At 47.1% G+C, this 18,954-nt stretch carries 16 protein-coding genes; 2 read left to right on the top strand and 14 right to left on the bottom strand.

The annotated features are described in order from the left end of the window. Positions 1–669: 669 nt before the first annotated feature. From KOL70_RS23015 to KOL70_RS23005, 3 genes are all read right to left on the bottom strand, one after another. The gene (locus KOL70_RS23015; RefSeq protein WP_215481710.1) at positions 670–1,680 is read right to left on the bottom strand and encodes a DUF4365 domain-containing protein; all 1,011 of its coding nucleotides are present in this window, start codon (positions 1,678–1,680) and stop codon (positions 670–672) included. 260 nt (positions 1,681–1,940) lie between these two features. Beyond that, a complete protein-coding gene (locus KOL70_RS23010; RefSeq protein WP_215481709.1) occupies positions 1,941–4,484 on the bottom strand; it encodes a DEAD/DEAH box helicase in 2,544 nt (847 codons plus the stop codon). After that, the gene (locus KOL70_RS23005) at positions 4,484–5,410 is read right to left on the bottom strand and encodes a DUF1837 domain-containing protein (protein WP_215481708.1); all 927 of its coding nucleotides are present in this window, start codon (positions 5,408–5,410) and stop codon (positions 4,484–4,486) included. Before KOL70_RS23005 ends, KOL70_RS23010 begins: the two co-directional genes overlap by 1 nt. A gap of 605 nt (positions 5,411–6,015) precedes the next feature. On the opposite strand from KOL70_RS23005, the gene KOL70_RS23000 reads away from it, so the two are divergent. Beyond that, a complete protein-coding gene (locus KOL70_RS23000; protein WP_215481707.1) occupies positions 6,016–7,038 on the top strand; it encodes a tyrosine-type recombinase/integrase in 1,023 nt (340 codons plus the stop codon). 170 nt (positions 7,039–7,208) lie between these two features. On the opposite strand, the gene KOL70_RS22995 is transcribed toward KOL70_RS23000, so the two are convergent. From KOL70_RS22995 to KOL70_RS22960, 8 genes are all read right to left on the bottom strand, one after another. After that, positions 7,209–7,877: a zinc ribbon domain-containing protein gene (locus KOL70_RS22995; protein ID WP_215481706.1), complete on the bottom strand. Its 669-nt coding sequence runs from the start codon at positions 7,875–7,877 to the stop codon at positions 7,209–7,211. After that, on the bottom strand, positions 7,843–8,718 hold the full coding sequence (locus KOL70_RS22990; protein WP_215481705.1) for a recombinase family protein: 876 nt from the start codon (positions 8,716–8,718) through the stop codon (positions 7,843–7,845). Before KOL70_RS22990 ends, KOL70_RS22995 begins: the two co-directional genes overlap by 35 nt. 306 nt (positions 8,719–9,024) lie before the next feature. Further along, positions 9,025–9,207 (bottom strand): integrase core domain-containing protein, encoded by a 183-nt coding sequence (locus KOL70_RS22985; protein WP_371824686.1) that lies wholly within the window; start codon positions 9,205–9,207, stop codon positions 9,025–9,027. 288 nt (positions 9,208–9,495) lie between these two features. After that, positions 9,496–10,686, bottom strand: coding sequence for a multidrug effflux MFS transporter (locus KOL70_RS22980; RefSeq protein ID WP_215481703.1), 1,191 nt, complete (start codon positions 10,684–10,686; stop codon positions 9,496–9,498). Positions 10,687–10,745: 59 nt separating this feature from the next. Further along, the gene (locus tag KOL70_RS22975; protein WP_215481702.1) at positions 10,746–11,360 is read right to left on the bottom strand and encodes a TetR/AcrR family transcriptional regulator; all 615 of its coding nucleotides are present in this window, start codon (positions 11,358–11,360) and stop codon (positions 10,746–10,748) included. Between the two features lie 39 nt (positions 11,361–11,399). Continuing rightward, positions 11,400–12,809 carry an efflux transporter outer membrane subunit gene (locus tag KOL70_RS22970; protein WP_215481701.1) on the bottom strand — a complete coding sequence of 470 codons (1,410 nt, stop codon included), beginning with the start codon at positions 12,807–12,809 and terminating at the stop codon, positions 11,400–11,402. Continuing rightward, entirely contained in the window at positions 12,806–15,940 is a 3,135-nt protein-coding gene (locus tag KOL70_RS22965) for an efflux RND transporter permease subunit (protein WP_215481700.1), read from the bottom strand. Before KOL70_RS22965 ends, KOL70_RS22970 begins: the two co-directional genes overlap by 4 nt. 11 nt (positions 15,941–15,951) lie before the next feature. After that, the gene (locus tag KOL70_RS22960; RefSeq protein WP_215481699.1) at positions 15,952–17,094 is read right to left on the bottom strand and encodes an efflux RND transporter periplasmic adaptor subunit; all 1,143 of its coding nucleotides are present in this window, start codon (positions 17,092–17,094) and stop codon (positions 15,952–15,954) included. 233 nt (positions 17,095–17,327) lie between these two features. Between KOL70_RS22960 and KOL70_RS22955 the strand changes: the two genes are divergently transcribed. Then, the gene (locus KOL70_RS22955) at positions 17,328–17,513 is read left to right on the top strand and encodes a hypothetical protein (protein WP_215481698.1); all 186 of its coding nucleotides are present in this window, start codon (positions 17,328–17,330) and stop codon (positions 17,511–17,513) included. On the opposite strand, the gene KOL70_RS23840 is transcribed toward KOL70_RS22955, so the two are convergent. The 3 genes from KOL70_RS23840 to KOL70_RS22940 all read right to left on the bottom strand — a co-directional run bounded on the left by KOL70_RS23840 (position 17,503) and on the right by KOL70_RS22940 (position 18,589). After that, positions 17,503–17,847 (bottom strand): zinc ribbon domain-containing protein, encoded by a 345-nt coding sequence (locus KOL70_RS23840; RefSeq protein ID WP_215481697.1) that lies wholly within the window; start codon positions 17,845–17,847, stop codon positions 17,503–17,505. The genes KOL70_RS22955 and KOL70_RS23840 overlap by 11 nt on opposite strands. Continuing rightward, complete coding sequence (locus tag KOL70_RS22945; RefSeq protein WP_215481696.1) at positions 17,813–18,235, bottom strand: recombinase family protein; 423 nt, start codon at positions 18,233–18,235, stop codon at positions 17,813–17,815. The genes KOL70_RS23840 and KOL70_RS22945 overlap by 35 nt, the downstream gene beginning before the upstream one ends. A gap of 177 nt (positions 18,236–18,412) precedes the next feature. Then, entirely contained in the window at positions 18,413–18,589 is a 177-nt protein-coding gene (locus tag KOL70_RS22940; protein ID WP_371824687.1) for an integrase core domain-containing protein, read from the bottom strand. Positions 18,590–18,954: the final 365 nt, after the last annotated feature.

Raw genomic sequence — 18,954 nt, 5'->3', positions numbered from 1 at the left:
GGGAAACCCTGGAAAAAGGACGATAATGCGGACATCTCAATATAGCCAGAGGCGGACATCTGAATTTAGCCACTACAAAATAAATGCGCATAATGCTATTTATGTTAAATATGGTGACTGCTAAGTTTTACAGCGCGGCGACGATCCGGGACAAAGCTTGTATGTGGCCCCGATTGTCGTCTGCCGAGTGAAGGCTGGAGAGGCCCGCAAACGAAGGAAGAACGCTTTGTTGCACTGATACTGAAGGCGCCGCAAGGTTTGCATGACAGCATAGAACAAGGGCTGGGAAGATAGTTGGCAAGGCGGGAATGAGCAACGCAGTGCTAGCCGTAGCAGCTAGTCACAGCGGGCGAGCATGAAGCCTCTCAGCGGAGGCTACAGGCCTAGTTTTTCAGAGACGATGACGTGGTCGACGCCGACGCGTGGGACGCACGCCATAATGCAGATTATGGGTATACGAGCACATTGCGCAGTTTCAGGAAGGGTTAAGGAGACGGGCGAGAGAGTGCGTGTAATCTCCGGAATTATAGTTGAAGGCCATGCTTTGATATGGCAGGACACTAGCGCCGCTGCGCGGACATTGCCCCCTCGCACCTGAATACCCGCTAATTCATTATGGATATATTTATAGCTGCACCGCTGGATAAACAGTCTGAACAGTCGAATTTATTAAATTTTTCTGTTATGCCATGGGGCTATACTTATGAATTCAGGTTGCCCTACGTTTATCTCAATTAAACCAATTTTGGTCATAAAAGTTATCCACTCAACCATTTGTTCACCGAGTTCATTTAATTTCATACCACACTTGTATTCGATGTACTCATTGGCTGCGTTAACACCTGTTAGTGTATCTCCATTCGACAAGATCATTTCAATAGAATCTTCATCCTCGTCGTCCCACCAGTCTCTTTCACTCTCTTCAACAAAGAATTCTGCGTATGGATAGGTTTCTTCAAGGTCTTCAATAGACATCATGTACTGCCAGTGATCTCGTAAAATGAAATTAGATTCTGCGCTTTCCTCAAAAATTTTAAGCTGGCTCCGTGTTTTCGTCATCCAGTCCCAGAAAACTAAATTGTGTTTAACATTCCTTTCATTTGCGGTGCTTAAGTGCCAAATCAGGTCATAATCTCTGTAACAATAATTTATTTTTTCATCACTAACATTAAGCACTTTCCTCCATTCTTCAATATCATTTTTTTCCAAAATGAGTCGAAAAACCTGACCGTCTAACTTGGCATTTTTGGGAATATTAATGGTGAGCGTTTTTTGGTCCATATTCATGATGTTATGGCCGAAATTATCCTGAACATATGAAGAAATATTTAGTATCAGAAATTCATCTGCTGCCTCTATGTAGAGTACGAGATATGTTGGTAAGGGTTGTAAATACCAATAGGTAAGGTGTGTAATTTCAAAGGATAATTTAACTACATCCTGAGCGTTATATTCATCAATTGAAAGAGTGCTAGCCATTTTACCCTTCATCTGGAACCAGATTAACGCACTGGTCATCTGCTCTTTACCAGATGAAAACTTCCTGGTTAAATGCAGTCCAATATCTCTAGCCCCGCGGTCGTGCTCATAATGTACAAACTCACCATACTGTGAGGCAATAGCGCGAAATTTTTCCATGTAAACGCGCTCGAAAGCATCATTTTTCCCAATGTTAAGCATTAAATTTTCCATCCAGAGTTGATAATCAAAACGTTATAAAATTACATCTGCGGCGATTTGAAATACAGTAGTTAGGAGGGTAAATGCTTTAAAGCAATCAAAATTGGTGATTTTATCCTCCTTACCAAAATCTCTCTTACAGGATCCTCTACACGCATCAAAAAAAAGGAAGACAAAGTGTATTTCACCTAGAATGTTGATAGTCTAGTGTTTTAGCAAAAACATTCTAATAAATTCATATGGTTAAAAGCAGATCATAATTATGCAGATTTTTTATCGACTAAAAGATTTAACTCTCTAATTTGGAAATTAGGCAAGTCATAACTATTAAAGTCTTTCTCTCTCAAATATTCTAAAGTTTGTTCAGGAGAAAAGCTTTTGGGGATTTTGAATTTTCTTCGTAGAGCTATAGCGGTACTACGAGAGATGCCTAAAGACATAAGATTTAATTCTATTGAATTGCAAGAACCGAATTCAAGATAAGCACTAATATTTTCGACTTTTTCGGCTTTATCTTTCATACCTGCTTCGATCAACACATGAATAAGGACCTCTCGATATACTTTAAGGTATCTCACAAGATTATATCTGACTTGATTTTCAAGCGTGTTAAGAACTTCTCTTATCAAAGTGGATATCTTTTTCTTTCCTTTGGGGTTGTTCAATCCATCATGCAAAATGCCATTAAGTAACTTATATTTATTTATTTTATAATTTATCATTGACTTCAGTGACTTAGATGTCATCCACTGATGTGCTATAGTACTAATTAATTTGGCATAGCCTTGTGAAACAGGCCATTTGAATATATCCATAATGATATCAATTGCTTTATCAACTCTGGCTTTTCCTCCTTTTTGATATGGTGCTGTTAATATTAAATCATCTAAAGACTCATGGTTTTTAAAATAGTCGTATAACCTTTGAATACAATCAGGCCTAGTCCCGCTATTAATTTTGATAAGTTCTTCAGGGACTGTTATTTTCATGGAAGAAACCTTTTCATAGTTGTACTCAAGTATCTCATGTGCTCCATCAACAAAATCACTATTAAAATAAGACAACTGATAGCCATCACGTTTTACTTCCTGATAAAACCTCGCGAATGCTACTTCAGCTAATTCTATGTTATCCTTTTCTCCATAAAGATTATCTATAGCGTTCGTTATTAAACTTCCACCATCTTCCATAATTTTAGACATGGATGATTTAATTTCATGTAATCCTTGACCTTGAAACGATTTCTCATCCCAATTGTCACTCCGTATACACCAGACATTGCCTTGGAATTCATATTTAAGCCTGCCAGCACGCCCAGCCAGGTTCAGGAAATCAGACCGTGTCATCGGCTGTTCACCACTATGTGGATTTTCAATTATAAGATGTTTTGCTGGCAAATTAACACCTTGTAGCAAGGTGCTAGTGCAAACTAAAAAATTGATCTCTCCAAGTTTGAAAAAGTATTCAATTCCATTTCTTATTATGGATGGCATATTACCATAGTGAAAAGCTGATCTGTTTTTCAGGCACTCGATTAATATATAGTCTTCGTGCATTTCCTCAGCAACTAAGGCTATAAACTCAAGGTAGTCATTACTCAAAGCCTTCGACTCGCTAATTTTAGGTATAAGAGATGCGGTTTCTTCAGCAGTCGATGGATTGTTGTCAAAGATAATAACTGCACCTCCCGATTTTGAAATCATTTTAGCGAAAAGGGCTTTTTGAAGAGTCTTCTTTCCTCTTAATTCAAAATCAATTGGAATTACCCCCAACTCTACTTTGTTTTCTAGGTTTATAAGATTGGCCCAAATCTGCCTTGGATGATTCTTTTTTTCATTAATTAAGATCAGATTTTGAGTGACCGGTGAAACAGTCTCAACAAAAGATTCACCATTTCTTCGCCATCTGAATATAGAAAAGAAATATTCAGGGTTACTAATTAGAGGGCTTGAGAACATAACTTGCATGTGAGGGTGTTGCTCTAGAGCTAACTCTATTGAATTTTGAAGTACAATGCCGCGCTTGCCTTTTTGAATTTCATGTGCTTCATCAATAAATAACGAATTTATGAAAAAATTTTTAGAGTTATAAGATGCTGATAAAAGACTAATAACCCTTTCTTGTGTGAGTACGTATATTAGCCCTTGAGCAATATTTTCGATCTCAACTGGCTCGGGTATTGTTCTCACGATGACCTCATTCAAGCCAGCCGAAATGCACTCATTTCTTATTTTTAATGATACTTCAGTAATTAATGCTCTAGTTGGAACAACATAGACAATGCATTCCTTTGCATGAAGCTTTATTTTATTTATTATGGCTAAGGCTAAGACGAAACTTTTTCCAGCGGATGTAGGTGCTGAAACGCTCAAGTAATTACTCTCGATCATAGATCTCAATAGTTTATATTGAAAGTTAGTTAGCATTATATCATCATGTGTATTTTCCGACTCTCTCCCTATTCTTTCTAATGATAGAGGAATATTTAGCCTAGGCATAACCCCATTATTATACTTTTTTCTCAATAGATCTCTTCCTGGGAAGTTACCTATCCTTGATAGAATTATATCACATGCTGAAATTATCTTTTCATCATGGCTGTCCTCTATGTCTAAAACTCTACTAATGATATCATATGCCCTTTTGACATCATTATCTTCATCGGATAAAGCTAGCAGTGAAGAATAGGACAATAGTTTTAAAATTGTTTTCCCATCCAATTTTTCTGTTTGTGAAATGTTAAGGTATTTAGATATACTTTGCTTGATGAGTTTTTCATAAATAATTTCAATTGACTCTTCCATTAATCAAGTGCCTTATTAAATTCATTTCTAAAATCGATTACTGATGGGAAAGGAACAAAGAAAACTTCGAACCTTAAATGTTTCCTTTCGAATAGACTGAATTTTTTATCAAGTAGGGCTATCCATCTCGGCATTGCTTTTTTTACTAGCTCTATGAATTGATGGTTTATTGCTATAGATGAAGATATATTTAGTTTTGAAAATTGGCTCCAATTGAATCCGATCAAACAAGCATGATTTATTCTAACCCTAGAACCGGGCTCTCCAGAAACAAAAAGTTCTTTTATTGCTTGCTTTACCTCTTCTTGAGCGTATTTGAAGTGTTTTGTTGCCATCGTAAATTCATGGCTGTACATTTTATTTTCATGAAAATCATTGATGCTTATCAATGCTGCATCAATAGCATCAGACATTTTTTTATATAACTTTGATTCGCCAAAGTAGAAGTCAACAATATTATCACGGTCATTCCATTTTATATGGATTCCGTCTGAACCTTTAACTTCATCATTTGAATTTGTTTTCAGTTCCATCTTAGAAACTAATTGTGGTGCACCAATTATTGCTTCCATCAAAAAGAATAATAATGTTTCGCCTGCTTCTCCAGTTTTGTCAGGTGACTCGTCACTAATTTCAGGGTGTCTGAAAAGTGAGCGGGCTTCTTTTGATAACGACATAGCCTGTTGTGCTGTCAACTTATCTGGTCTGTCTTGCATCGAAAGACAATAATCAATTATAAATTCAAAAAGTTTATTAGCTAAAGCAGCAACCATTGGCTTTCCGTTCCCATCAAACTTTAAATGATGAAGACGTATCTCAGCTGTTAAAGAATCAACTTTCAATTCATGTTCTATTATGTTTAAACATGAATCAAAATCTGATCTACGCACAGCAATCATTTCATCAAGATTTTTTATTATGCTCATTTAAATCTCGGTATATTAGTCGTGTGTAAGATATTGTTTGAGGTTTTTTAATTTTAACAAAGCTACCGCCCTCAGCGATAAGCCGATTTAGCATTTAGGGTTCGACAACGTTGTAATGACATTAAACAATATTCGGCCATAACACAATGAATTTAATGAGAATTCAATTGATTTTTATACGAGAGGGTTCTAGTAGAAAAATATTTCATTATTAACCAAATACTAACCTTCCTCTTTATGAATGTCCCATCCCATTTAACATATCCTAAAGCATAGAAGAAGCTCAAAAAAGTTATGCTTACTAACTAAGAAAGACGGTCTCAAGGCGTACTTTTTGCTGAATCCCACCTCTATATGATTAGGGTTATCAGCCGCTCCACTCCCTAACCTGCCACTATCGGCTAACTGTGCAAAATGGTGACTTTATATAATAGGGTTTATATGAAGCTGGGATCCGACTGAGGATCCGGGTATGATGGGGATCCGGCCTGCACGGGGCAAAAACGAATAAAAATGCGGCAGCGCTGCGCGAATTCTGCAGGGGTAAGGCCCTGCTTTTTTCTCAGAATTCACGTAGCGACGCCAGATGAATAATCGGTGGAAACATGACACATACTGCACTCCTGCCAGGCCTGACCGGCCCGGAGGACGGCGACATCACCGGGCGGCTGCGTGAATTCGTCAGCGATAGGGAAGCCTTCTCGGACAACACGTGGCAGCAGCTGCTTAGCGTGATGCGCATTGCCGGCCGCTGGGCGGCGGAGCACGGCCGGGCACTACTGCCGATGGCACCGGCCGATCTGCGCGATTATCTTTTGTGGCTGCAGGCGTCCGGACGCGCCTCCTCCACCATCAGCACGCACGCCGCGCTCATTTCTATGTTACACCGTAACGCCGGACTGATACCGCCTAACGCATCGCCGCAGGTATTCCGGGCGGTGAAGAAGATCAACCGCACTGCTGTTATTGCCGGCGAGCGTGCCGGTCAGGCCATACCCTTCCGCCTGCAAAACCTGCTCTCGCTCGACGAGTGCTGGTCAGTTTCCGATCGCCTGCAGCAGCGGCGCGACCTGGCTTTTCTGCACGTGGCTTACGCCACCCTGCTGCGTATCAGCGAGCTGGGCCGCCTGCGCGTGCGTGACATCTCGCGCGCGGCGGACGGCCGGGTCATCCTGGACGTGGCGTGGACCAAAACCATTGTGATGACCGGGGGGCTTATCAAGGCCCTGGGCGACCTCTCCTCACAGCGCCTAACGGAATGGCTGACGCTTTCGGGGCTGGCCGGCGAACCCGACGCCTTCATCTTCGGTCCGGTTCATCGCTCGAACCGGGCAGTCGCTGCGGCTGAAAAGCCCCTTTCCGCCCGGGCGCTGGAGGATATTTTTGCCCGCGCCTGGCTGGAAGCCGGCGATGCCAGCAGTGTGCGGCCAAACAAGAACCGTTACCGCGCCTGGTCCGGTCACAGTGCGCGGGTCGGCGCCGCCATCGATATGGCCACGAAAAAATACAGTACCGCGCAGATCATGCAGGAAGGAACCTGGAAAAAGCCGGAAACGGTGATGCGTTATATCCGCCACGTTGACGCGCACGCGGGGGCAATGATCGATCTGATGAAGCAGTTCGACTGATTTCCGGTACCAGATGCCGTAAGTGACTAGTGCTGAGTCTCAAGATGCAGGCAAGGCACAAAGCGGAGCCGTAAAACGAAAACCGCGACAGATGAGCGTTTAACCCCTTATGCGTGAAACCGTGCTCACCGCAGCAAAAATGTGGCTGATTATCAACGCCCGCGCCGCTATTACATATAAACCTCTTCTTCTCCAAGGTAAGCCATCGCATCAAGAATGGATGACCAGCTAACCTGTCGGGCCAGCGGAAAGTTGTATATCCTCATGCCGTTGTTGAGAAATACGTCGCACGTTTTTGCCTCGGTATGCATCCTGATCTCCCGGATGAGGCTTCTTGCCGTCAGCTGGCACGCCTTGCGATCGTTGATATCCAGCAGGTTCAGATCCGTTGCGCAGTTACGCATCTGTCGGACGCCAGCCATCTCTCCTTCCAGTCTTTTTATCTCTCCGGAAAGGCTCTTTGCCCGCTCACAGAGTTCAGTCACGTCCGGCGCGATTTCAATCGCCCTGATGACATTGTGCAGACTTCCGGTCAGCTGCAGATGCCGCGCCGTCAGCGGCCGCAGCGTATCTTCAGCTGAAACGCGCCCGTTAGTGGCGGATGCCCCCTGCACCAGACCACTTATCAGATAACGATCGGTCAGGTCTCGGCGTATCGTGACGGCTTCACAGCGGTTCTGCCGGCGCATTGAACATACGTAGTAGCCATAGCCCTTTACCGAGATTCCGGTAAGGATCACCGCGTGACCGCAGAGGCCGCACCGCATCAGCCCGCGGAAAATATTGATAAGGTAAGGGTTAAAATTACCATCCCTGCGGCTTTCCGGTTCCCGGTACATCAGCTGCGCGCGCGAAATCCTCTTCGCTCATGATCGACGGGTAGTAACCGGGTATCTCCTCCGCCTCTGTCGCGGTGCACTGATGTGACGGCACGAGATACCCTATTACCGCCTTTTTTCTGACCAGTCGTTCAATGGATGAAGAGTTCCACTGTGATACTTTTCCCTTCAGATTCTCCTTCCCCTGCGCGTTCAGCGTGCAGCTGATCCTGACAAAGGACATGCCCTCAAGACGCATGCGGAAAACTGAGCGGGTTACCTCTGCGCGCTCTTCCAGCACCTCAAAGCCGTCCCGTGCAGCGTTAACCTTCAGCCAGTAGGGGCACTTCGCTGTCATGATCGTTCCCGCTGCAGCCGCCTTCCGCTTTTCCGCCCATGCGGCGCGCATGCGCCTGGACTTCATTTCGCTCTCTTCATTCGCCCGCTGGGCAATCATAATGGCCCTGATAAGGGCGAAGGGATCGTCCAGCGAACCGCGGGTATATCGAACATTATCGCTGAGCGTGACGACGTCAATGCCGGCTTCCAGCACCGCCCGCAGACGGCCTGTAGATTCACCGATTTTCTCGCGCGACAGCCTGTCGAGGCTTTCAATCAGCAGTACCGTACCGCTCTCGACGAACCCCCGCTCAACCGCTGCCATAAAAACGGCGAAGGCACCCCGGACGGCATGTTGGCCACGCCATGCGCTCAGCCCCATGTCCTCATATGTAACAGGATCAAGGTAATAGTCGGGATTGTGGCTGAGCCATTCACCGATAAGTTTTTTCTGGCGCCTGGCTGAGTCACCTTTCGCCTGCTGCAGCGAGGAAAAACGAAGGTATGCAATCGCCTTTTTCATGGAAACACCACCTGAAAAGTCAGTTCAAGACGTGCAGCGTACGCGTGTCGTGCAGTCTGACTACAGCGTCTTTCCACCGGTAAGATTAACGGTACAGTTCCGGCAAAACTGTCGTTCGGCTCAGATTTTATCGCTGACTAACAAGGTTTTGCCACAGCGGTCTGCTGCGTCAAATCAGGCTTGGGGTGATCATTAAAATGACTCTGAACTATGGCCTGCTCCAGTCTTAGACAACGACCAGTAAGTGATGTTATTTTGTGACCCTGGCCCGGAATATAACCCATTCATAATCAGGAATAACCGGCTTCAGGTTGCAAGCTTATTCTGGCAACCGGCAGATTTTTCGGTGAATTCTGTTGGGGTCATCCAGCCCAGCGCGGAATGGGGACGGCTCGGTTTATAGTTTATGCGCCATGCTCCGATCTTGCACCGGGCATCCTCCATAGACATGACGGAATTCTGTTTCTGAATGGAATGGACCAGGGGCATTTGTCCATGGGCTCGGGGTTACTCCACTAAATGACTCTGGGGTGTCTGTTAAACCCGTGGCGATTCACTGTTTCAAATGGACGGAATAAACTCTAGCTGCTGCGGAGCAGCCGTTAGACGATGACTTAGATATTTCCCTATGCATAAAATGCCTACTCCCCGCACAAAGCGAAATGACACGCAGGCCGATATCCGCTATGAGCTTAAAGCGAAAAGCGAACACAAATTTTCTGATAATAGTCAGGGTGAACAAAAACTATGCAATTAAAAAACAGATTTGATTAATAATCATTGGAATCTCTGCAAATCTGACTGATTGTAGTATGCTCGCTTACCGAACAAAAAGAATATAAAAGCCAGACAGTAGCTCACCAGGATCACTGCGCTCATTGATACGCCGGACGTTCCGACTATACCTGTCAGGGGCGCGCTGATGCCGCCCATAGAATACATCAGCATCCCCAGCCATGCTGACGCCGTGCCTGAATGCCTGCTCTGTTGCTGTAGGGCAATCGAGCTGGCAAGTGTGCAGATGCCGCTGTTAATGGATACGGCCAGAAACAGCAGTATGATCGCCGACCAGAGCGGCATAGTTATCCAGAATGAAGTGAACAGCAAAACACTGAAGACAAGCGCCAGCATCAGACTTACACCAAGCGTTTTGACTTCACCTGCCGTTCTGCTGATCCGGGCAATGATAAGTGAGGACAGGATAAGCCCTACGCCATTTACGGCAAATGTCATACTGAATGCCATGGGGGACATGTGATAGATGTCCTGAAACACATATGAAGACGCACCAATATAAGCAAACATCCCTGCCATCATAAAGCCCTGCAGCAAACTGAAACTCAGGAAGGTTTTGTCTTTCAGGACACCTAAAGCACCAGCTGGCTGGTTATCAGAGGAAGAGGCTTTTATACGGGTTTCTTTAAGACCCAGAGCGCTTAACGCCAGAATAACTGTTCCGATCATGCCAAGAGAGATGAATAAACCTCGCCATCCAGTGTACGTAAGCTGCAGACTACCCATTACCGGCGCTAATACCGGAGCGACGCCATTCACCGTCATCAGCAGTGCAAGAAATCCCGTCAGGGAAGTGCCACTGTACATATCTCTGGCAATTGCGCGAGAGAGTACAGCGCCACCGGCTCCAGCTACTCCCTGAAAAAATCGGGCCACTATTAGTTGCGAAATATCCTGAGCAATCGCGCAGGCTATAGATGTAATGATAAATAGTACCAGTGATGCAATAAGAGGTGCTTTGCGTCCAACCCGATCGCTCAGAGGACCAAATGCAAACTGGCCAAATCCAAGACCGACGAGCGAAGCGGTAAGGGTGAGCTGTGCGCCTGAAGTTGATGTGTTTAATGATTGCGTCATTAAGGGAAGAGCGGAGAGATAAAAATCTGTGCAAAGCGGACCCAGCGCAGTTAATGTCCCGAGGATAACTGCTGCTTTATATTTTACTGTGTTCATATTGCTCCTAATTCAGGGGAGTTCATATTACCGGTTTGAATTCCCCCTGCAGTTAATAATCAATCAGAAGGGGGTTCATTGTTTAGGGGGTTCTTATGGAAAATAAAATCAAACACCGTAAGGTATAAATCACGCATTTCGGTTTTATAAGCGAAGTGCTCCTGAAGCCCCTGACGATACAATGCTCCCTCTGTCAGCACAGCAATAAATTCCGCGATAACCTGGGCGTTTTTTTCACTCATCTGAGGATGCGAATTACGTATCAGCTTTCCGCCTTCCTCCTTCAGCCTGTCATCAGCTTTTTTCAGTATCTGCCTGAGACGGGGATTACGGGTTGACTCAGCGTTAATCTCCATCAGCAGATAGTCATCCTGCCGGCTGTCAGAATAAGTGAAGCTAAGTCCAGAAAGAATTCTCGCTTTATTATATAAGTCGTGATTTTCATCCAACATTCTTTTGATGCGAGCAGAGGTTATTTCATAAACAATTTCCTCAATAATCTCCTCTTTGCTGTCAAAGATGCGATAAACCTGTCCGACGCTGAGTCCGGCCTCATTGGCTACATAGGCCATTGTCGTGCCATGAAGCCCCTTTTCCTCAAGGCATCGCCTTGCCGCATCCAGGATAATTTTATGGCGTGCCTGTCTTTTCAGATGGGCAGTTTCTGGCTTCATTTATAACTCCTTTTCTATGTCGCGCAGCTCAGGGCAGATTTACTTCCAGCCTCCTCCAAGCACTTTGTACAGAGTGATCTTCTGGTCAAGAGAGTCTGCTAAGGTGCTCAGGTAATTTTGCCTTGCAGAATACAGGGAACGCTGAGCAGTTAACACCTGCAGATAATCATCCGCGCCATTGTTATAACGGAGTGCGGCCAGCTGATAATTTCGGGTGTTGACCTCAAGATTTTCTTTCCTTGACCGGACCTCTGCATCGTATGTTGCCATTCCGCTTAATGCGTCTGAAACCTCTTTGAAGGCTTGCTGGATCGCCTTTTGATAGTTAACAATCTCTGTCCGCTTCGACACTTCAGCGACATCGAGGTTGGCCCTGTTCTTTCCGCCTTCGAATATCGGGATATTGATGGAAGGGCCGAAGCTCCACGCTCCGGTCCCCCCATCAAACAGCTTGCTCAGACTGGAGGATGCAGAGCCGCCAGACGCCGTCAGGCTTATGGTGGGAAAGAACGCCGCTCGCGCAGCACCAATATTGGCGTTAGCTGCTTTTAATGTATGCTCGGCCGCGATGACGTCAGGTCTGCGGGTAAGGACATCTGAGGGTAATCCGGATTCCAGCTCAGGGAAGACCCAGCGCTTTTCAAGCGTGGCGTTTTCAGCCACCCCTGCCGGCAGCGATGTGCCGAGCAACAGCTGCAGCGCATTAGCCGCCTGCCGACGCTGTCTCTCGTATTGTGAAACGTCCGCTTCTGCGCTTTTAACTGAGGTCTCCGCCTGCAGCACGTCCTGTTCAGTGACGATACCGGCAGCAAATTTCTGCTGCGCAAGCTTCAATGATTCCTGCTGACTCCCGGCCGTATCTTCTGCCACTTTCTTGAGATCTGCATCGGCACAAAGCGTTATGTAAGCTTCTGCGACCTCGGCAATCAGCGACAGTTGTGTCGCCTGCCGCGTTGCTTCGTATGATAAATAAGTTTCAAGCGCCTCATCTTTAAGGCTGCGTATCCTGCCGAAAAAATCGAGTTCCCATGAGCTGACGGCAAGATTTCCTTCGTACTGCTGATAGGTTACAGGGCCTGTTGTCTGTGTTGAATAAAGGCCGCCGGGCAGATGTTCAGCTGTTTTAGTCAGGCTGGCATCTACTGACGGAAACAAATCTGCGCGGGTCACGCCATACTGCGCCCTGGCCGATTCCACGTTGAGAGCAGCGACCTTCAGATCGCTGTTGTTTCTAAGCGCCAGGGTGATGAGCTGGCGCAGGGTGGGGTCAGAGAAAAACTCTGACCATGCCAGTTCAGATGCAACGGCGCCATGGGTGGATTTATCATTCCACTCTTTGGTTACGGGTACTTCAGGCCTTTTGTATTCGGGTTGAAGTGTGCAGCCAGACGTGACCATAACGATCAGAGCCGGTAAGGCAGCCAGTTTAAAATGCGCGAAATTGATCATTGGGCTGAAGCCTCTACCTGAGATGATTTTTTAAACAGACGCTGAGATATTTTCATAACCAGGACATAGAACATCGGAACGAAGAAGATGGCCAGGAAGGTGGCCGAAATCATGCCCCCGATAACCGCTGTACCAATAGAGTGCTGACTGCCCGCACCTGCGCCACTCGAGATAGTGAGCGGGAGTACGCCCAGAATAAAGGCCATCGAGGTCATGATGATGGGGCGAATACGCAGCTTCGCAGCCTCAACGGCAGCCTCTACCAGATCCTTTCCGTCACGCTCATGGAGCTCTTTGGCAAATTCGACAATAAGGATGGCATTTTTGGCCGCAAGCCCGACAGTTGTCAGCAAACCCACCTGGAAAAATACGTCATTCTGCAGGTCTCGCATCAGCATGGCACTGACCGTTCCCAGAATACCCAGCGGAACCACGAGCATGACAGACAGAGGGATAGACCAGCTTTCATACAGCGCGGCAAGGCAGAGGAAAACGATCAGCACTGACAGCAGGTAAAGGGTTGTCGTCTGAGATCCTGACATTTGCTCTTCGTAGGACAGACCGTGCCACCCAACTTTGTAACCCTCGGGCAGCTGTTTCGCGATTTCTTCAACCGCACTTACCGCATCACCGCTGCTGTAGCCATCAGCTGGGGAGCCCTGTATGTTTACCGCCGAAACGCCATTAAAGCGCTCGTAACGAGGCGAGCCATACTGCCACTCTCCACGACCAAATGCAGAGAACGGGACCATTTTGCCCTCATCGTTTTTGACGTACCATTTATTCATATCATCAGGCGTAATGCGCGAAGATGCCCTACCCTGGATATAGACGTCCTTAACGCGACCGTTATAAAGAAATTGATTTACATAGCTTGATCCCCACGCTGCTGAGAGCGTGTCATCAATGTCAGAGCTGCTTACGCCAAGCGCGTTTGCTTTTTCCTCATCGATACTCAGGTGATACTCGGCCTCATCAGCCATGCCATTATGCCTGACCATTGAAAGCCGCTTATCTTTAGAAGCGAGATCAAGGAATTTATTCATAGCGGCCATCAGCGCGTCATGTCCTTGGTTATTTTCATCCTCAAGGTACATGTCAAACCCGGTACTGTTGCCGAGTTCCATCACGGCAGGAGGGACCATGGCTATCACTTTTGCATCTGGATTATTGGCAAAATGTGCCATCGTACGGCTGGCCAGAGCCTGAACCTTCTGATTCGCGTCTGAACGCTCAGACCAGGTTTTCAGCTTCACAAAAGATATGGAACTGTTCTGCCCCCGGCCGGCAAAGCTGAATCCGTTAGCGGAAAATACTGAGTCTACAGAATCCTTCTCATTCTTTAGGAAATAATCATTGAGCTCGGAAATGACTTTTTGAGTTCGCTCTGCGCTGGCATTCTGAGGCAGCGTTGTCTGAACCATCATTACGGCCTGGTCTTCATCCGGCAGGAAAGTGGTGGGTAGCCTGGTAAAGAGGAAGCAGGTTCCTGCCACAATGCCGAGATAAACAATCATGAAGATGCCGCGGCGATGAATAACGTGCCTGACGCTGCGGGTGTAATGGATTGTTCCGCGATCAAAATTTCTGTTGAACCAGCCGGCAAAACCATTTTTCTTTTTGTCATGCTGGACGGGCTTAAGGAAAGTGGCGCACAGGGCTGGGGTAAAAATAAGCGCAATCAGCACTGAAAGGGCCATTGCCGAAACAATGGTAATAGAGAACTGACGATAGATAATTCCTGTAGATCCGCTGAAGAAGGCCATAGGCAGTAATACAGCAGAAAGCACCATGGCAATACCAAACAGTGCACTCTGTACCTGCTGCATAGACTTGATAGTGGCCTCTTTTGGTGGGAGCCCCTCTTCTTCCATTACCCTCTCTACGTTTTCCACCACAACGATTGCGTCATCAACCAGCAGTCCTATAGCGAGAACCATACCGAACATGGTCAGGGTATTAATGGTGTAACCGCAGGCATAAAGCACACCGAAAGTACCCAGCAGCACGACCGGTACGACCATCGTGGTAATGATGGTTGCGCGAAAATTCTGGAGGAATATCAGCATGACAAAGAACACGAGGATAATCGCCTCAATCAGCGTTTTCACTACCTCATGAATGGAGGCGCTGACCACAGGTGACGTGTCGTAAGGATAAACGATTTCAACGTTATCAGGCAGTGTGGTTTTCAGTCTGTCTACGGTCGCACGAACCGCATTGACAGTTTCAAGAATATTGGAACCCGTAGCGAGACGTAGCGCAATGCCCGTTGAAGGCCGCCCGTTATAGGTAGAGGAGATGCTGTAATCTTCTGGTCCCAGGTCAACTGAGGCGACGTCTTTCAGGCGCACCTGTGATCCATCGCGGTTTACTTTCAGAAGAACGTTTCTGAACTGCTCGACAGAAGTAAAGCGGGTTTTACTGATAATTGACGCGCTCAGTTGAGTACCCGGGGCGGTTGGCAGACCACCAATCTTACCTGATGAAACCTGGGTGTTCTGATTTTTGATAGCAGTGCTGACGTCGCTTGGGTTCAGACCATATTTAAACAGTTTCGACGGGTCGAGCCATATACGCATAGCGTATTCCGCTCCCATGACCATGAAGTCGCCAACGCCTTTGGTTCGGGCGATGGGATCTTGCATTTTTGAAACTAAAATATCACTCAGGTCCGCATCGGATAATTTTCCATCCTTTGAAACCAGGCCCAGTACCATCATAAAATTTGCCTGATACTTGGCGACCGTCACGCCCTGTTCAGTCACTTCAGTCGGCAGAGATGTTTCTGCGACAGAGACTTTATTTTGCACCTGAACCTGTGCTATGTCGGGATCTGTTCCCTGATTGAAGGTGGCAATGATAGAAGCACTGCCATCACTGTTACTGTTTGATTCCAGATAACGGAGGTTATCGATACCCGTCAGCTGTTGCTCAATCACCTGAACAACCGTTTCCTGTACCGTTTCGGCGCTGGCGCCTGGATAGGTAACAGAAACGGAAATCGCCGGAGGTGCGATATTCGGATACTGGTTGATGGACAGGCCTGAGATAGACATCACTCCGGCAACCATAATTAATATTGCCAGCACCCAGGCAAAAACAGGGCGCATAATGAAAAACTTTGACATAAAGCCCTCTGTTATTGTGCTGACGGATCTGTCATGGAGAGAGAGATTGTCGAATCAGAACTTTTCTGCTCAGGTTTTTTGTACTCGCTGGTTTTAACTTTTACGCCGGCAGAAATACTCTGAAGATTGGAGACAATTACCTGCTGGCCAGTTTTAAGCCCATCAGTGATCTGCCACTGACCATTTGTCATCTGACCGGTAGAGACCGCTTGCTTTTTAGCCTGATTTTTATCATCTACGACAAATACATAAGGGTTACCCTTGTTATCTCTCATAATGGCAGACTGGGGTACGAGAATACCTGCCTGTTCAACACCCTGCAGGATAGTGCTGTGAACAAACATGCCGGGAAGCAGGATATTATCAGGGTTAGGAAACTGTGCACGGAGGGTCACCGTACCGGTCCCTTCATCAACATTCACTTCAGAAAACTCCAGCTTTCCTTCGTGGTTATAAGCCGTTCCGTCTTCAAGTGTCAGCTGGACCGCAGCTTCATGAGGACTGACCGCCTTCAGCTGCCCCGTGGCCAGTGCGCGACGTAGCTTCAGCAGATCACTAGAGGACTGACTGACATCGACGTATATTGGGTCAGTCTGCGTGATGGTTGCCAGCGCATCGCTTTGCCCGTCAGTCACCAGAGCGCCTTCGGTAACAGATGACCGGCTTATCCGCCCACTTATGGGGGCTCTCACCTTGGTGTAATCCAGATTAATTTGGGCTGTCTTGAGATCAGCCTCAGCCTGAGCGTAATCAGAAACGGCCTCGTCATAAGTCTGCTTGCTGACCGCGTTTGATTTAATTAGCGATCGGTAGCGATTAAGCACGAATTCAGCGTTTACTTTTTGTGCTTTTACTTTTTCCAGGCTTGCCTCATAGGTAGAGGCATCTATCTGATAAAGCTGGTCGCCTGCTTTAACTTCACTTCCCTCTCTGAAAAGACGCTTGAGAATGATGCCGCTTACCTGAGGCCGCACTTCTGCAGTTCTTATCGCAGTAGTTCTGCCCGGCAAAGACATAGATACCGCTACGGGCTGAGACTGGAGCGTGATGACGTCAACATCTAAAACATCACCCTGTTTATTTTTACTTTTTTCCTGGTTGTCACATGCGGTGACCATCAGACTCAGGCATAACAACATCAATCTAAGCTTCATAAGTTACCTGTTTGAGATTTGTTGTTCTCTTTTTTGAGAATGATCATTCTCAGCCTGAATCAACAGAAGATCAATGTCATTACGAAACATTTACATCTGGAATGGTTTGAGGAGTATTCGCTCACCAGTTAACGCAATGAAAAATAATTGATGTCGAAGAAACAAACGGTTTGCAGGATGGTCATCTTCGGCAAGAATGCGAAGGCTTCTATGTCTGTCAGGAATTTCCTGTCATGGCTTTATTCTATGCTGAATTCGTCCGCAAGCAGGTGGTGCAGTTGTTCATCAGAACCTCCGGCCGCCTCGCGTCGCCAACCCGAACGCTGCAGAAGCTTATTGAGCGCGCGAAGCTCGCCGGTGATGCGCGCGTCCAGGGGACTATGCTGCCGTCCGCGTTCGTCAAAGCCGTTATCCAGTGAGCTGCGCCGGAGGTAAATACCAGAAACGGACGGGCTGAGCCGTAGCTGGCGGCGGCCGCAGCGTATCTTCAGCTGAAACGCGCCCGCTCGTGACGGATGCCCCCTGCACCAGACCACTTGTCAGATAACGATCGGTCAGGTCCCGGCGTATCGTGACGGCTTCACAGCGGTTCTGCCGGCGCATTGAACATACGTAGTAGCCATAGCCCTTTACCGAGATTCCGGTAAGGATCACCGCGTGACCGCAGAGGCCGCACCGCATCAGCCCGCGGAAAATATTGATAAGGTAAGGGTTAAAATTACCATCCCTGCGGCTTTCCGGTTCCCGGTACATCAGCTGCGCGCGCGAAATCCTCTTCGCTCATGATCGACGGGTAGTAACCGGGTATCTCCTCCGCCTCTGTCGCGGTGCACTGATGTGACGGCACGAGATACCCTATTACCGCCTTTTTTCTGACCAGTCGTTCAATGGATGAAGAGTTCCACTGTGATACTTTTCCCTTCAGATTCTCCTTCCCCTGCGCGTTCAGCGTGCAGCTGATCCTGACAAAGGACATGCCCTCAAGACGCATGCGGAAAACTGAGCGGGTTACCTCTGCGCGCTCTTCCAGCACCTCAAAGCCGTCCCGTGCAGCGTTAACCTTCAGCCAGTAGGGGCACTTCGCTGTGATGATCGTTCCCGCAGCAGCTGCCTTCCGCTTTTCCGCCCAGGCAGCGCGCATGCGCCTGGACTTCATTTCGCTCTCTCAGCGGTCTGCTGCGTCAAATCAGGCTTGGGGTGATCATTAAAATGACTCTGAACTGTGGCCTGCCCCAGTCTTAGACAACGACCAGTAAGTGATGTTATTTTGTGACCCTGGCCCGGAATATAACCCATTCATAATCAGGAATAACCGGCTTCAGGCTGAATGCTTATTCTGGCAACCGGCAGATTTTTCGGTGAATTCTGTTAGGGGCATCCAGCCCGGCGCGGAGTGGGGACGGCTCGGTCTATAGTGTATGCGCCATGCTCCGATTTTGCACCGGGCATCCTCCATGGACATAAATCCGTTCCCTTTCATACACTCCTGACGCAGCCTGCTTATGGGCGGAAGAGGTTACGCAAATTAGCGAAACGCAGACTTCTGATGAAGCTTAAACCGCAGCGCTTTCAGTATTTGGTGAAAAAGAGTTCGTAGAATGCCACTATGAAGTCCATCAATCGTATGAGTATATGTTATCGAATGAAGCCTCTGGCTAAAGCTTAAAACGACAATATCCCGTTAAGTCTGTGACGGGAGTGAACTCCACTTTCCATAAATGAAGGTGGCACCGGTCATGGTGCAGTGACCTCAACACAGACGGGCGATCAGCGGAGCAAACAGGGGCAACACCGGAAGCCGCACGAGCCGCCGGAGCGGTCTGAATGTCCCGAGCACGACGGGGAACGGGTGAGGTGGCG

It is taken from the genome of Pantoea sp. B270 (genome assembly GCF_018726825.1).
Classification (GTDB): Bacteria; Pseudomonadota; Gammaproteobacteria; order Enterobacterales; family Enterobacteriaceae; genus Pantoea; species Pantoea dispersa.
This window is presented reverse-complemented; position numbering and strand designations above follow the sequence as displayed.

Bases quoted from the DNA above. Each gene is read 5' to 3' on its own strand.
- KOL70_RS22980 (WP_215481703.1), bottom strand. From the start codon at position 10,686: ATGAACACAGTAAAATATAAAGCAGCAGTTATCCTCGGGACATTAACT.
- KOL70_RS23010 (WP_215481709.1), bottom strand. From the start codon at position 4,484: ATGGAAGAGTCAATTGAAATTATTTATGAAAAACTCATCAAGCAAAGT.
- KOL70_RS23005 (WP_215481708.1), bottom strand. From the start codon at position 5,410: ATGAGCATAATAAAAAATCTTGATGAAATGATTGCTGTGCGTAGATCA.
- KOL70_RS22965 (WP_215481700.1), bottom strand. From the start codon at position 15,940: ATGTCAAAGTTTTTCATTATGCGCCCTGTTTTTGCCTGGGTGCTGGCA.
- KOL70_RS22995 (WP_215481706.1), bottom strand. From the start codon at position 7,877: ATGTACCGGGAACCGGAAAGCCGCAGGGATGGTAATTTTAACCCTTAC.
- KOL70_RS22955 (WP_215481698.1), top strand. From the start codon at position 17,328: ATGGCTTTATTCTATGCTGAATTCGTCCGCAAGCAGGTGGTGCAGTTG.
- KOL70_RS22990 (WP_215481705.1), bottom strand. From the start codon at position 8,718: ATGAAAAAGGCGATTGCATACCTTCGTTTTTCCTCGCTGCAGCAGGCG.
- KOL70_RS23840 (WP_215481697.1), bottom strand. From the start codon at position 17,847: ATGTACCGGGAACCGGAAAGCCGCAGGGATGGTAATTTTAACCCTTAC.
- KOL70_RS23000 (WP_215481707.1), top strand. From the start codon at position 6,016: ATGACACATACTGCACTCCTGCCAGGCCTGACCGGCCCGGAGGACGGC.
- KOL70_RS22945 (WP_215481696.1), bottom strand. From the start codon at position 18,235: ATGCGCGCTGCCTGGGCGGAAAAGCGGAAGGCAGCTGCTGCGGGAACG.
- KOL70_RS22985 (WP_371824686.1), bottom strand. From the start codon at position 9,207: ATGCCCCTGGTCCATTCCATTCAGAAACAGAATTCCGTCATGTCTATG.
- KOL70_RS23015 (WP_215481710.1), bottom strand. From the start codon at position 1,680: ATGCTTAACATTGGGAAAAATGATGCTTTCGAGCGCGTTTACATGGAA.
- KOL70_RS22970 (WP_215481701.1), bottom strand. From the start codon at position 12,809: ATGATCAATTTCGCGCATTTTAAACTGGCTGCCTTACCGGCTCTGATC.
- KOL70_RS22960 (WP_215481699.1), bottom strand. From the start codon at position 17,094: ATGAAGCTTAGATTGATGTTGTTATGCCTGAGTCTGATGGTCACCGCA.
- KOL70_RS22975 (WP_215481702.1), bottom strand. From the start codon at position 11,360: ATGAAGCCAGAAACTGCCCATCTGAAAAGACAGGCACGCCATAAAATT.